The 13,418-nt window shown below is 70.0% G+C and carries 13 protein-coding genes; 3 read left to right on the top strand and 10 right to left on the bottom strand.

The annotated features are described in order from the left end of the window. Positions 1–75 precede the first annotated feature (75 nt). Complete coding sequence (locus ACH442_RS45280) at positions 76–1,170, top strand: alpha-hydroxy acid oxidase (RefSeq protein WP_396344388.1); 1,095 nt, start codon at positions 76–78, stop codon at positions 1,168–1,170. A gap of 16 nt (positions 1,171–1,186) precedes the next feature. Here ACH442_RS45280 and aroH read toward each other — a convergent pair whose 3' ends face one another. From aroH to ACH442_RS45260, 4 genes are all read right to left on the bottom strand, one after another. Beyond that, positions 1,187–1,549 (bottom strand): chorismate mutase, encoded by a 363-nt coding sequence (gene aroH, locus ACH442_RS45275; protein WP_396344386.1) that lies wholly within the window; start codon positions 1,547–1,549, stop codon positions 1,187–1,189. Beyond that, positions 1,546–2,892: a PLP-dependent aminotransferase family protein gene (locus ACH442_RS45270; RefSeq protein ID WP_396344385.1), complete on the bottom strand. Its 1,347-nt coding sequence runs from the start codon at positions 2,890–2,892 to the stop codon at positions 1,546–1,548. Before ACH442_RS45270 ends, aroH begins: the two co-directional genes overlap by 4 nt. 102 nt (positions 2,893–2,994) lie before the next feature. Beyond that, entirely contained in the window at positions 2,995–3,798 is an 804-nt protein-coding gene (locus tag ACH442_RS45265; RefSeq protein WP_396344384.1) for a siderophore-interacting protein, read from the bottom strand. Between the two features lie 167 nt (positions 3,799–3,965). Continuing rightward, positions 3,966–4,958, bottom strand: coding sequence for a ParB/RepB/Spo0J family partition protein (locus tag ACH442_RS45260; RefSeq protein ID WP_396344383.1), 993 nt, complete (start codon positions 4,956–4,958; stop codon positions 3,966–3,968). A 927-nt stretch (positions 4,959–5,885) separates the two neighbouring features. Between ACH442_RS45260 and ACH442_RS45255 the strand changes: the two genes are divergently transcribed. Both ACH442_RS45255 and hppD read left to right on the top strand, forming a co-directional pair. Next, a complete protein-coding gene (locus ACH442_RS45255; protein WP_396344382.1) occupies positions 5,886–7,385 on the top strand; it encodes a tryptophan 7-halogenase in 1,500 nt (499 codons plus the stop codon). 54 nt (positions 7,386–7,439) lie between these two features. Further along, on the top strand, positions 7,440–8,510 hold the full coding sequence (hppD, locus tag ACH442_RS45250) for a 4-hydroxyphenylpyruvate dioxygenase (protein WP_396344381.1): 1,071 nt from the start codon (positions 7,440–7,442) through the stop codon (positions 8,508–8,510). Between the two features lie 12 nt (positions 8,511–8,522). Here the strand turns inward: hppD and ACH442_RS45245 are convergent, their stop codons facing one another. From ACH442_RS45245 to ACH442_RS45220, 6 genes are all read right to left on the bottom strand, one after another. Beyond that, positions 8,523–9,323 (bottom strand): alpha/beta fold hydrolase, encoded by an 801-nt coding sequence (locus ACH442_RS45245; RefSeq protein WP_396344380.1) that lies wholly within the window; start codon positions 9,321–9,323, stop codon positions 8,523–8,525. Positions 9,324–9,419: 96 nt separating this feature from the next. Then, positions 9,420–10,364 carry a TauD/TfdA family dioxygenase gene (locus ACH442_RS45240; protein WP_396344379.1) on the bottom strand — a complete coding sequence of 315 codons (945 nt, stop codon included), beginning with the start codon at positions 10,362–10,364 and terminating at the stop codon, positions 9,420–9,422. A gap of 26 nt (positions 10,365–10,390) precedes the next feature. Continuing rightward, positions 10,391–10,606 (bottom strand): MbtH family protein, encoded by a 216-nt coding sequence (locus tag ACH442_RS45235; RefSeq protein WP_396344378.1) that lies wholly within the window; start codon positions 10,604–10,606, stop codon positions 10,391–10,393. A gap of 123 nt (positions 10,607–10,729) precedes the next feature. Beyond that, entirely contained in the window at positions 10,730–11,023 is a 294-nt protein-coding gene (locus ACH442_RS45230) for an acyl carrier protein (RefSeq protein WP_396344377.1), read from the bottom strand. 32 nt (positions 11,024–11,055) lie between these two features. Then, on the bottom strand, positions 11,056–12,765 hold the full coding sequence (locus ACH442_RS45225; protein ID WP_396344376.1) for a fatty acyl-AMP ligase: 1,710 nt from the start codon (positions 12,763–12,765) through the stop codon (positions 11,056–11,058). Between the two features lie 8 nt (positions 12,766–12,773). Beyond that, a partial coding sequence (locus ACH442_RS45220) for a phosphopantetheine-binding protein (protein ID WP_396344375.1) occupies positions 12,774–13,418 on the bottom strand: 645 nt, incomplete at its 5' end.

Below are 13,418 nucleotides of genomic sequence, written 5' to 3'. Positions count from 1 at the left end.
CCAACACCACCGGCACCGCCCTACAGTCCGGGCGGACCGGCCGAACCGGGACACGCGAGCTGAGCAGGAGGGCCGATGGACTCCACGACCGAGCCGGACTTCGGCAGTGTCGCCGACGCCGAGCAGGCCGCCGCCGCGCTGCTGCCCGCCGACGTCTGGGACTTCGTCGCCGGCGGCAGCGGCCGGGAGACCACGCTGGCCGCCAACCGGGCCGCGCTGGACCGGGTGTTCGTGGTCCCCCGCGTGCTGCGCGACGTCTCCGCCTGTGACACCGCGTCGACGCTGCTCGGGCGGCCGGTCGCACAGCCGCTGGCCGTCGCGCCGGTGGCCTACCAGCGACTGCTGCACCCGGACGGGGAGGACGCGACTGCACGGGCCGCCGCGGCCGCCGGGGTGCCGTTCGTGGCCAGCACGCTGAGCAGCGTCCCGATCGAGCGGATCACCGCGGCCGGCGGGACGGTCTGGTTCCAGGTCTACTGGCTCCGGGACACCGCCGCGGTGCTCGATCTGGTGCGCCGGGCCGAGGACGCGGGCTGCCAGGCCGTGGTGGTCACGGTCGACGTGCCGTGGATGGGGCGCCGGCACCGGGACATCCGCAACGGGTTCTCGCTGCCGGCGGACGTACGGGCCGCCAACCTCAGCACCACCGACACCGCGCACCGGAGGCGGGCCGACACGTCGGCGGTCGCCGCGCACACCAGCCAGGCGTTCTCCCCCGCGCTGACCTGGCAGTCGATCGCCACGCTGCGGCGGCACACCCGGCTGCCCCTGGTGTTCAAGGGCGTGCTGGCCGCGGAGGACGCCCGGCGCGCCGCGGAGTCCGGGGTGGACGCGGTGGTGGTGAGCAACCACGGCGGCCGCCAGCTGGACGGTGCCGTACCCAGTGTGGACATGCTGGAAGAGGTCGTCGCGGCGGTCGCCGGCGGCTGCGAGGTGCTGCTCGACAGCGGCATCCGGAGCGGCACCGACGTGCTCCGGGCACTCGCGCTGGGGGCCTCCGGCGTACTGGCCGGGCGGCCGCTGCTGTGGGGTCTGGCCGCCGGTGGCGAAGCCGGTGCGCGCCGGGTGCTCGACCTGTTCGGCGTCGAGCTGCGCGACGCCCTGGGGCTCGCCGGGTGCGCGACGGTCGCCGAGGCGAGGCGTCTGCGGGCGGTGCGAGCGGCGGCGTGACCACCGCCCCCGGGTGTCAGCTGCCGAGGTCGGGCCGCAGGGCCTCGGCGCCGCCCAGATAGACGTGCCGGATCCCGGTCCGGCCGCGCTCGACGTCGACATGGGCGAGCAGCCGCACCACGCGTGGCATCGCCCCCGGCACGGCGATCTCGCTCGCACAGAGCAACGGCACGTCCCCGAGGCCGGCCTTGCGCGCGGCCAGCGCCGGGAACTCGGCCGTCAGGTCCGGCGTCGTGGTGAAGAGCATGCTGACCACGTCCGCGCTCGCCAGGTCGTTGCGCGTCATCACCTCGATGACCAGCTCGGTGGTGGCCTCCAGGATCTGCGCGCGGTCGTCAGCGCGCACCTGGACCGCGCCGCGGATGGCGTGCACCGTCATCGCCGGCGCCCCCGTCCGGCACGGTGGCGGCCGGTCTGGTCCGCGACGAACGCCAGCAGCCGGGTGATGCCCTCGTCGATCTCCTCGGGTGACAGATAGCTGACCGAGAGCCGGATGGCCCGGCGCCCTCCGCCGTCCGGGTGGAAGTAGCGCATCGGCGTCCAGATCACGCCGAACTGCTCGGCGGAGCGGACGAGCGCGGCGTCGTCGGCTTCGAAATCGACGCTCAGGCTGAGGAAGAAGCCGCCGCTGGGCTCGTTCCACCGCACGCCCAGCTCGGCGCGCCGCGCTTCGGGCAGCCGTTCGGCGAGCCGGTCGAGCACCCGGCGCATGGCGTCGCCGTAATGGCCGGCCGCCTTGGCGTTCAGCTCGGAGACCCGCCCGCCGGCGGCGAGCAGAGCACCCGCCACCACGGCCTGGCTCAGCGACGAGGTGTTCACCGTCACCATGCTCTTGATCTTCGCGAGCTCGTCGGCCAGCAGGCCGGTCCGACCGTCGTCGCCGGTCACCGTCTGGTCGGCCACGGCAAAGCCGACCCGGGCGCCAGGAAAGATCGTTTTTGAGTACGAGCCCAGGTGCACCACCGAGCGACGGCGGTCCAGCGCTTTCAGCGTGGGCAACGGTTCGCTCGGGCTGACCAGCCGGTACGGGGTGTCCTCGAGGATCAGCACGTTTTCCCGGGCGGCCAGCTCCAGCAGCTCGGCACGGGCCGCCGCGGACAGCGTGGAGCCCGACGGATTGGCGTGGTCGGGCACGAGGTAGAACGCTCGCGGCCGGCGTCTGGCGGCCCGCTCGGCCCGGATCGCCGCGTCGAGATCGGCCGGCGAGAAGCCCTCCGCCGGCTCCGGCACCGCCCGCAGCGTCACGTCGAGCAGCCGGGCGACTCCGGTGATGCCCACGTAGCAGGGGCTGGAGACGAGCAGGACGTCGCGCGGGTCGCGGATGAGCGCGCGGACGACCAGCAGCATGGCCTCCTGGGCACCGACGGTGACCACGATGGACTCGGGCGGCACGTCTATGCCCTCGTCGCGCCGCAGGGAGTCAGCGATGATCTCGCGGATCTGGCCGGCGGTCGGGCCGTACTGGTAGACCGCGGTGCGCACCTGCGCCGGCGATGCCCCCCGGTCAGCCAGGTGATCGAGATAGCGGCGGAGGTGGGCGAGGACCTCGTCGGTTTCGAAGAAGCCGTCGTACGGGCGGCCCGGCGCGAAGGAGATCGCCTCCGGGTAGCGCAGCGTGATCTCGTTGAGGAAGTTCATGGTGTCCAGGACGGGGTCGGAGATACTCGTGTGCAGTTCCGACCTGTGCAGCGACGACGATTCCACGACGCTTTTCTCGGTCAAGGGAGCTCCCGTTGTCGACGATGTGAATGGATTCCGGATCTGCTGTCCAACCGTCGGAGGCCGTCGGTTGGACATCCCGGCTGAACGGCTCGGCGGGTGCCCTCACCGGTCCGCCTCGGTGGCCTTCACCTGACGCCACTGTTCGTCGTTGAGCCCACGGCGCCAATAACCGGAGATCGAGAGCAACGCCCTCGCGACGCCGCGCTCCTCCAGCAGGAACCGGCGCAGTCCCCGCATGGCGCCGCCCTCTCCGTGCACGAAAGCCTGCACCACACCGGGTTCGAAGGCCAGCGACCGGACGGCTTCGGTGAGGCTCTGACCGCGGGACCGGTGGACCCACCGGATCTCCGCGTTCGCGGCGGTGGGCAGCGGCTGTTCCTCCCGGGCGTCGCCGACCTCGGCCAGCACCGTCACCCGCGTGCCCGGCGCCATCGCCTCGAGCGTCACGGCGATCGCCGGCAGCGCGACCGCGTCGCCCGCCAGCAGGTGCCAGTCCGCCTCGGCGCGGGGCCGGTACCGGCCGCGCGGATCGCACAGCAGCACCGGGTCACCGCGGCGCAGGGTGGCCAGCCAGGACGGGGTGAGCCCGGGGCAGCCGTGGTCGAAGATGTCGATCGACAGTTCGGCCGCGGCGCGGTCGAAGGAGCGCACCGTGTAGGTCCGGAAGCGCGGCCACGCCGCACGGGGCAACGCGGTACGGATCCGGCTCATGTCGAGGTCGTCCGGGTAGGCCACCCCTGGCCTCGGGAAGACTATGCGCACGTACGTGTCCGTGAAAGGGCCCGCGTTCCAGTGAGCGAGGGCGGGGCCCGCGACGACCATTCTCGTCATTCTCGGAGCGGCTTTTTCCAACCGCTGAAGCGTCAGCCGGATCAGGGGGCGGGCGGGCGTCGAGATGCCGATCATGTTCCCTCCCGGATCTATGGCGATCCGACGCGAGGGCAGGTTCGCCGATCGATTTCCGGTGCGCGGTCGAACACTTCCTTCTCCGGACATCGGGAATGCCGGACCACCGTGTCCGGCGGTCCGGCTGCCGGGTCGTTCCAGCGCCGGCCGGCGTGCGCGCGGCGCGGTCAGCTGGCCACCGAAGCTCCCGGGCCGACCCGGGTGGCGAAATCGGCCCACAGGTCGGCGAACTGGCGGGCCAGGTCGGTCACCACGTCGGTGCAGTGCGGCGGCACGTTGTCGACGATGGTGTCCCACTCCTTCGTCCAGCGCGCGTGCAGCATGAGGAGCCGCAGCAGGTTACGGCCGGAGTCGGTGTAGCGCAGCGCCGGGTCACCGATGAGCCGTTCGACGACGGCGGACCGGTCGAGCATCGGCTCCGGCCGGTCGCCGGGGCGGACCAGGTTCAGCGCACGCCGATCCCGGTCCGTGTTCCGCGCCGCCGGCTGGGCCGCGCCGCGCACCCGCCGGGCCGGCACCAACTCGGCTCCGCTGAGCAGGCGGTTACGGACATCGCGGGCCGTCTCCGGGGAGATGGCCGCGGCCTTGGCGACCTGCCGGAGGGACAGGCTGGGGTTCTCGGTCATCAACCGGCCGGCGAGCAGGCGTCCCGCGCTGCTGTCCAGCGGGCGCACCCGGCCGTCCTGGCCGATGCGGCCCTCGCCGGGCGCCGCGGCACCGGTCACCCGCCGGCGGATCTCGGCGACGGTGCCCGGGGAGATGCCGGTCACCGCGGCGACCCGGCGATGCGACCACTGCGGATGCGAGACGGCGATGCGTTCCGCGGCCCGCTTGCGGTCGGCCAGGGCCAGTGGCAGGCCGTGCGAGACGTTGAGCCACACCGACAGTACGAAAGCCTCGTCCTCGGGGCCGTCGAAGAAGCGCCCGGCGATCGTCGTCTCGCCGCGCCGCAACGCCGCCTGGATCCGGTGGGCGCCGTCGATCACGCGCATCGTCTGCCGGTGCACGAGGATCGGTGGCAGGTCACCCTGCACAGCGACGATGGCCTCGACATGCACCGGGTCCGCGCCGGCGAGCCGGGGTGACCCGCTCACGCTGAGCGAGCCGATCTCCATGGCGACGACGGGCTGTCGTTTGATGTCCTCTTCTTCAGGTGTCAATGGAGCTCCTCAGTTCACCACGCGCGCGCCGGATCGTCACTGACACACACGTGAGTCAGGTCTTCGGCCTCGATGGAGCCGGGCCCGACGGCACACCGGCTCGGTCGCTCATTCCCCTGCCGGCCGCAGGTCGGCACCGCACGCCGGCCGGGACAGCTTTTCCGGGCGGCCGGAGGCGTACGGATGTCAGTGACCGGTTTCGGCGGATCCACCGGACGCGACCACGGCGGGCGGAACAACTGATTGCCACCCACCGGCCCCGGTCCGAGGTTCATGCAGCGCAGAACAGCCCGTTGATCTCGTGTGAAATACGAGTCGGACGCGAGTCCGGGAAACCTCGGCAGAGGTCCGGCCGCGTAGCCCGGGCGGATGAAACGATCAGAATCAGCCAGTGACCATGACTCTTCTCCCCGCGTTCGAAGCTGGCCGGTGCGCTTTTTGAAAGTGCGCTGCACCGGTTATTGATTCATTTCAACCGTCGAAAGCTAACATCGGCCGGAAGCGATGGGTAACCCCTGTCCCGATGGATGGCCGAACCCCCTAACCCCTAGCCTGAGATGTTCTCTTCACCCTGGATGACCGAAACACCCGGCAAAGACGACAGAAATACCGAAAAATGGTCGTCCGATTCGCCGGTGCGATGTCTGCCTTCCTCCCTAATATCCGATTAGAGTAGCCAACCGGGCTCGGCGTTGTCCAACCGGAAAAGTGATCGGGTTGGACGCGTAACGGTCGTAACGAAATATTGGACAACATTGTCGACGTTGCCGTGCTCATGCGATCCTCAGCGCCAGAATGGGCTTGAATACAAAAGCGGAGACTTCGAGGACGTACGTTGATCGGGGTCCTATTTCGCATTTTTGCCGACGTTGAACGCGATTTTCCGGCAGTAGCGACGACCGAATCCGCGCTTCTGAAGGGCATTCCATGGACACAGTGCAGCAGGACGATTTCGACGTGGTGGTGGTGGGCGCCGGTCCGGCCGGTTCAACGCTCGCGACGCTCGTGGCGAAGCAGGGCCATCGCGTGCTCCTCGTGGAGAAGGAGACCTTCCCGCGGTACCAGATCGGCGAGTCGCTGCTGCCCTCCACCGTGCACGGCATCTGCCGGCTGCTCGGGGTGACGGACGAACTGGCCGAGGCCGGCTTCCCGAAGAAGCGCGGCGGCACCTTCCGGTGGGGCACGAACGACGTCCCGTGGAACTTCGCCTTCTCCGTATCACCGAAGATCACCGGGCAGACCTCCTTCGCCTACCAGGTCGAGCGGAGCAGGTTCGACAAGATCCTGCTCGACAACGCGGTCCGCAACGGCGTCGAGGTGCGGCAGAGTTGCACGGTCACCGCGGTCGTCGAGGACGACGAGCGGCGGGTGACCGGCGCGGTCTACTCCGACGCCGGTGGCAACCAGCACCGCGTCGCGGCGCGGTACGTGGTCGACGCCTCCGGCAACACCGGCCGTCTCCACGGATTCGCCGGTGGCCGCCGGGAGTACTCGGAGTTCTTCCGCAGTGTGGCCCTGTTCGGCTACTTCGAGGGCGGCAAGCGGCTGCCGGCGCCCTACTCCGGCAACATCCTGTCGGCCGCCTTCGGCAGCGGCTGGTTCTGGTACATCCCACTCAGCGACACGCTGACCAGCGTCGGCGCCGTTGTCCGGCGAGAAGAGGCCGCGCGGATCCAGGGCGACCCCGAGGTCGCGCTCCGCGGCCTCATCGACGAGTGCCCGCTGATCCGCGACTACCTGGCCGGCGCCACCCGGGTGACCGAGGGCCAGTACGGCAAGCTGCGGGTACGCAAGGACTACTCGTACCTCAACACGGTTTTCTGGCGTCCCGGCATGGCGCTGATCGGCGACGCCGCCTGCTTCGTGGACCCGGTGTTCTCCTCCGGCGTGCACCTGGCCACTTACAGCGCCCTGCTCGCGTCCCGGTCGATCAACAGCGTGCTGGCCGGGAAGGTCGACGAGAAGTCCGCCTTCGACGAGTTCGAGGCACGCTACCGGCGCGAGTACAGCGTGTTCTACGAGTTCCTGGTGTCGTTCTACGACATGCACGTGGATGAGAACTCGTACTTCTGGTCGGCCAAGAAGGTCATCAACACGGGCGCCCGCACCGAGTTGGAGTCGTTCGTCGAGCTGGTGGCCGGCATGTCCACCACGGACCTCGAACTGACCGGCGCCGACTCCGCGACCGTGCGGTTCCAGCAGCGCTCGCGGGAGTTCGCCACCGCCGTCGACACGCTGGTCAGCCAGAACGAGGCCAGCATGACCCCGCTGTTCAAGTCCTCGGTCGTGCGCCAGGCGATGCAGGAGGGCGCCTCGGTGCAGACCCGGGCGCAGCTCGGTGAGCACGCCGGCGACGAGACGCCGCTGTTCAAGGGCGGGCTGGTCGCCTCGGCCGACGGCTTGTTCTGGGAGACCGCGGCCGGCTGACCGCGCCACACCGCTCCCGACACCACTGACCCCGCTACCTTGCAGAGGCGTGCCATGGACACTCGTACGATCGACCACCTGGAAATCTATGTCGAGGACGCCGAGAAGGCAGCCGACGAACTCGCCGGGCTCTTCGGATTCTCGGTGGCCGGACAGGGCGGCCCCGAGACCGGCCTGACCGACCGGCGGTCCGTCCTGCTCCGCCAGCACGACATCACCCTGGTCGTGACTGCCGCGCTGACCCCGGCCCACCGTGCCGGCGAGTACGTCCGCCGGCACGGTGCGGGCGTAGCGGTCGTCGGGCTCGCCGTCGACGACGCCGCCGCCGCTTTCACCGAGGCCGTGCGGCTCGGCGCCGAGCCGGCCGCCGCCCCGGTCGTCCTGGACCGTGACGGCGACCGGGTCACGTTCGCCTCGGTCCGCGGGTTCGGCGACGTCGAGCACTGCCTGGTCTCCCGCAACCGGGCGAACGGCCTGTTCGCCCCCGGCCAGATCGAGGAGACCGGCGAGCCGGCGAGCACCACCGGGCTGTTGCAGACCATCGATCACCTGGCGGTCTGTGTGCCGGCCGGCACTCTCACCGACACCATCCGCTGGTATCAACAGGTCTTCGGCTGGGAGCAGACCTTCAAGGAACGGATCGTGGTGGGCAGCCAGGCCATGGACTCCAAGGTGGTGCAGAGCTCCTCGCGGGGCGTCACGCTGACCATCATCGAACCGGACACGACCCGCGCGCCCGGCCAGATCGACGCGTTCGTCCGGGACAACGCCGGGCCGGGGGTGCAGCACGTCGCCTTCCTGACCGGCGACATCGCCGCGAGCGTCCGGGACTGCACCGGCCGGGGCGTCCGATTCCTCGGCACACCGGCCGAGTACTACGCGGCCCTGCCGGAGCGGCTCGGTGACGTCGGCGTGCCGGTGACGACGCTGAGGAACCTGAACATCCTCGCGGACCGTGACTACGACGGCGTGATGCTGCAGATCTTCACCGAGTCACGCCACGACCGGCGGACGCTGTTCTACGAGCTGATCGAGCGGCGCGGCGCGCGGACCTTCGGCAGCAACAACATCAAGGCGCTGTACGAGGCGATCGAGCGCCGGCGGGAAGCCGACCGGGCGAGCTGATCCGCCGAGGCCTCAGTGTTTGTCGAAGAACTCGACGATCGCCGCGTTGACGAGCTCGGGACGTTCCAGGTGTCCCAGGTGGCCGCAGCCCGGGATCTCCACCAGGTCACTGTCCGGGATGGCATCCGCCACCTCGGCGACCAGGTGGGGCGGCGCGACCACGTCGTCGGTGAAGGAGATCACCCGGCATGGGGCGGTGATCCCGCGCAGCCGCGGGCGGCGATCCGTGTCGGTGTCGATCCACGCCTGACCCGTCGGGCTGTCTGCGCCCGATCCCAGCTCGAACAGCTCCAGCCAGTTCGCCACCGCAGCCTCGTCGTCGAACGTCCGGGGTGACAGCATCCGCAACACCGAGTGGATCGCGTCGAAACCGGCCGGCAGTTCGATGCCGCTCTCCCGCAACCGCCGATCGGCCAGCGACAGCGCGCGGCGCAGGGTGTCCGAACGGGCCCGGGTGGCCATCAACACCGCTGAACGCACCAGGTGCGGTGCCGTGACGGCCAGCTCCTGCGCGATCATCGCGCCCAGCGAGGTGCCGACGATGCGGCACGGAGCCAGCCCCAGCGCCTCGATGAGCCCCCGCGTGTCGTCCACCAGCTCGGCGAAGGCATACCTGCCACCGGGCGCGTCCGACGGCGCCACCCCACGGTTGTTGAAGATCACGGTCTGGTAGCCGGCCTGTCGCAGCGCCGGCGTCTGATACATGTCCCAGACGTGGCCGGCGGCGCCCGAGCCCATGATGAGCAGAACCGGCTCACCCCGTCCCGCCCGCTGGTACCAGAGCCGGACTCCGTTGCTGTGCACGAACGACATGGGATCGGGCTCCTCTGAAATGGCCGGTGCGCGGGCATGCAGGAAGGGCGCCGACAGTGTCCGCGCCCTTCCTGTCGATCTCTCGTGGCCCGGCGGTCAGCCGGACATCGCCACCAACACCCGGCGGGTTCCTTCGAACGGCCGGCGGCCGTGCGCGGTCAGGACGTTGTCGATGAGCAGCACGTCGCCCGTATGCCAGTCGACGTCGACGGCGTTCTCCAGCCCCCGGCCGAGGATCTGCTCGATGTAGGCGTCGGGGATCGGGGCGCCGTCCGCGAACGTCACGTACTGCGGGAACTCCTCCGGCGACAGGATGTCGTAGAGTTCCGCCGACGTCTTGTCGCCGAGGCCCGCCGGATGCCACTGGTCCGCTTGGTTGAACCAGACCTCGGCACCGGTGACCGGGTGCTTCACCGTCGCCGGCCGCAACTGCGTCACCCGCAGACCGTCGGGCCCCCATTCCCACTCCGCCTGGGAGTCCCGCAGGAACGCGTCGACCGCCCCACGATCGCTGGTCTCAAACGTGTCCTGCCAGCTCTTGCCGAAGCCGTACCCGTCATGCAGATTCTGCACGTAGCGGATGCCACCGGCGAAGGCGTCGCGGACCTCGGCGTCCAGCGACTCGAGCCAGAGGGCACCGTCGAGCACGCTGGTCGCACCCCCTCTGTCGGCGGCCTTCTCGCAGTAGAAGGCGAGCCGCACCGGCCAGCGGTGGGCGTAGCTCAGCTCGTTGTGCATGGAGATGGTGTACTGCTGCGGGTACTCGGTGGAGGTGTAGAGGTTGCCGGTCACCCGAGTCCGCGGCGAGTTGCCGTGCACGTAGGGCAGGCGGCCGGGCACCAACCGGTCGAGGACCGGTTCGATGCCGTCCGGCGGGACATCGAACCCCCGGAAGACGAGCGCCTTCCGCTCGGTGAGCAGCTCGGTCAGCTCGTCCTGCCCCAGAGCGTCGAGCCGGCCGACGAGGTCCGGAGCGCCCGGACCATCGCTGATGATCTCGTGGGGCCGCCAGGCACGGCCCGACCCGGAGAGTGTTCCCATCACATCCTCGCCATGCCGGTCGATGGTTACTTCGTGCCTTCCATGGCCGCGATCAGGCTCTTGGGCCGCAGGTCGGTCCACGACTTCTCGATGTATTCCATGCAGTCGGCACGCGGCGCCTCACCGAACACGGTCGTCCAGCCCTCGGGCACGTCGATGAATACCGGCCACAGCGAATGCTGTCCCTCGTCGTTGACGAGAACGAGGTAATTGGCGTCAGGATCTTCGAACGGATTCGGCACGGAAGTGTCCTCACTTTTCGGCGATTGGGCTGACCGGATCCACTATGACCCGGGGCGCTGAGTCCATCAAGAGCGTCAATCAGTGCGCTGTTCAACTGTTCAACAAGGTCAGTTGGACAGGATTCAGCCATTCAATTTTTCGGAGTATTCCGGGCGGTCGGCCATCTGCTCGGCGAGGAAGCGCGCGAACGTCTCCACGGTGGGGTAGTCCCACAGGGCTTCGGGGTCGATCGGGAAGCCGGCATACTCCTCCGTCTCGACCAGGACGGCGACGGCCCGCACGGAGTCGAGCCCGTAGGCCGACATCCGCTCGGCGGGGTCGATCGACTCGTACGGCAGGCGCAGCTGGGCGGCGAGATGCCGGCACAGCCACTCCTGCAGCTCGGACTGGATCCGGGCGACTGCGGTCGCGGACATGGAGTCTCCTCGTTCTGGGTTCCGGTCGACGGTCAGCGTGTGGACGGGAGGGTGTCCTGCGGCACCGGGGGATGCTGGTAGAGGGCGGCGAGTCGTCCCTCGTGGAACAGTTCGCGCATGGCCGAACGCCGGATCTTTCCGCTGGTGGTGCGCAGCACCGCTCCCGGGCGCAGCAGCACCACGGTGGACACTTGGACGCCGAATTCGCGCCCGACGGTGTGCCGCAGTTCGGCGGCGAGTTCCGGCAGCCGGTCCCGGGCCACGTTCGTCACCTCGTGGGTCACGATCACGCCCTGCGCGTCGCCGGCTCCGGCCGGCTGTCCCGAGAACACGGCGCCGCACCGGCCGAGTTCCGGATGCTGGGCGCGCAGTTCCTGCTCGACGTCCTGCGGGTAGAGGTTGCGGCCGCGCACGATCAGCGTCTCCTTGAGCCGGCCGTACACGTACAGCTCGCCGTCCGCCAACATCCCGAGATCACCGGTACGCAGGAAGCCGCCCTCGCCGTCCGCGGTCACCGCGTCGAACGCCGCGTCCGTACGGTTCCAGTAGCCGGGGGCCACACTGCGGCCGCGTACCCAGATCTCTCCCACCTGCCCGCCGGGACGCACGTGCCGGCTCTCCGGGTCCACCACGCGGATCTCGCACGCCTCGTTCGGGGTGCCGCATCCGGTGATCTCGCGTACCGGATCTCCCGGCGCGAGCCCGGCGACCCGGACCACCGGCTCGCGGCCCACTTCGCCGGCGATGTAGCCGGTGGCCTCGGCCATCCCGTAGATCGGCGCGAAGACCTCCGGGCGGAACCCGGCGGGCGCGAACTTCCCGGCGAACGCCTTCAAAACCGCCGGGTTCACCGGTTCCGAGGCGTTGCCGGCGATCCTCCAGCCGGAGAGGTCGAGCGTGGCCACCTCGTCGTCGCTGATCCGCTCGGTGCACAGCTCGTAGGCGAAGTTGGGCGCGAAGGTCACCTGGAGGTCGTGCTCGGCCATCGTCCGCAGCCAGCGCACCGGATGCCGCACGAACGAGATCGGCTCCATCAGCAGGACGTACGAGCCGCGCAGGACGGTCATGTTGAGCAGGCCCTGCATCGCCAGATCGTGATAGAGGGGAACCCAGCCACCGACCCGCCACTGCTCGGGCCAGTCCAGCCCCCGGGCGCAGGAGCGCAGGTTGTAGAGGATGTTGTCGTGGGTGACCACGACACCCTTCGGATCGCCCGTGGACCCGGAGGTGTACTGCAGCAGCGCGGGGGCCGCACGGTCCGGCGGCACCGCGGTCCAGCCCGCCGGGTTGCCGAATCCCGGCTCGTCCCCGGACGCGATCGGCAGGTGACCCAGTCCGGAGGCCTCGGCCCAGAGGCGGACCTCGCCCAGATGCGCCGACGTGGTGAGGACCGCGCTGACGTCCGCGTCGGTGCTGATCGTGGCGACGCGGTGCCGGTGGTGGCGGTGCCGGCCGGGCAGCGGCGCCGGCACGGCGATCATCGCGGCGTAGATGCAGCCGTAGAACGCGGCGACGAAGTCCAGCCCGTTGGGATGCAGCAGCAACACCCGTGATCCGCGGGGCAGCCGCTCCTGCATCCAGGCCGCGTACCCGCGCGCCGCCCGGTCGAGCTGCTCGTAGGTCCACGAGACGACCCCACCGCGGATGTCGTCCGGGTCGGCCAGGAAGCCGACGACGGGGGCCTGCGGCCGCTCGGCGACGTGCTGACGGATCAAGGTCACCAGGTCGGGTGCGTCGCTCATGTCGTATCTCATCGGATTCCCTCCCGGGCCATCGGCCGCAGAGCGGGCCGTGCCGGCGCCGGCACGTCCAGCCGGTGCGCGAGCTGCGCGACCGTGGGTGTGTCGAAGAGGTGACGGATGTCGAGTTCGGCGCCGTGGACGGCGCGGATCCGGGAGATCAGCCGAACCGCGAGCAGCGAGTCCCCGCCCAGGTCGAAGAAGTTGTCGTCCGCGCCGACCGAGTCCAGGGCCAGGATGTCGGCGAAGGCGTCGCACAGCAGTTCTTCCTGGGGCGTCCCGGGTGGCCGTGCGGCGCCGGCACGACTCTGGCCGGGTGCGGGTAGCGCGGTCCGGTCGAGTTTGCCGGCGGGGGTCAGCGGTAGTTCAGCCAGCTCCACCACCTGCGACGGCACCATGTACTCCGGCAACCGCTGCCGGGCGAACTCCCGCACATCACCAAGAGGCCCCGCCGCGACGACATACGCAACAAGGACATTCTCCCGCGCCACCACCGCCGCCCGCACCACCTGCGGATGAGCCAGCAGAACCGCCTGCACCTCACCCGGCTCGACCCGAAAGCCCCGCACCTTCACCTGATCATCAACCCGACCGACGAACACCACCTCACCATCAGCCGTCCACCGCACCAGATCACCCGTGCGATACATCCGCTC

Origin of the sequence: Actinoplanes sp. NPDC020271, from assembly GCF_044388125.1 — a bacterium.
GTDB lineage: Bacteria > Actinomycetota > Actinomycetes > Mycobacteriales > Micromonosporaceae > Actinoplanes.
This window is presented reverse-complemented; position numbering and strand designations above follow the sequence as displayed.

What these genes read in the sequence shown, in the direction of transcription:
- ACH442_RS45280 (WP_396344388.1), top strand. Translation starts at nt 76, where the DNA reads ATGGACTCCACGACCGAGCCGGACTTCGGCAGTGTCGCCGACGCCGAG.
- aroH (WP_396344386.1), bottom strand. Translation starts at nt 1,549, where the DNA reads ATGACGGTGCACGCCATCCGCGGCGCGGTCCAGGTGCGCGCTGACGAC.
- ACH442_RS45265 (WP_396344384.1), bottom strand. Translation starts at nt 3,798, where the DNA reads ATGATCGGCATCTCGACGCCCGCCCGCCCCCTGATCCGGCTGACGCTT.
- ACH442_RS45255 (WP_396344382.1), top strand. Translation starts at nt 5,886, where the DNA reads ATGGACACAGTGCAGCAGGACGATTTCGACGTGGTGGTGGTGGGCGCC.
- hppD (WP_396344381.1), top strand. Translation starts at nt 7,440, where the DNA reads ATGGACACTCGTACGATCGACCACCTGGAAATCTATGTCGAGGACGCC.
- ACH442_RS45245 (WP_396344380.1), bottom strand. Translation starts at nt 9,323, where the DNA reads ATGTCGTTCGTGCACAGCAACGGAGTCCGGCTCTGGTACCAGCGGGCG.
- ACH442_RS45240 (WP_396344379.1), bottom strand. Translation starts at nt 10,364, where the DNA reads ATGGGAACACTCTCCGGGTCGGGCCGTGCCTGGCGGCCCCACGAGATC.
- ACH442_RS45230 (WP_396344377.1), bottom strand. Translation starts at nt 11,023, where the DNA reads ATGTCCGCGACCGCAGTCGCCCGGATCCAGTCCGAGCTGCAGGAGTGG.
- ACH442_RS45225 (WP_396344376.1), bottom strand. Translation starts at nt 12,765, where the DNA reads ATGAGCGACGCACCCGACCTGGTGACCTTGATCCGTCAGCACGTCGCC.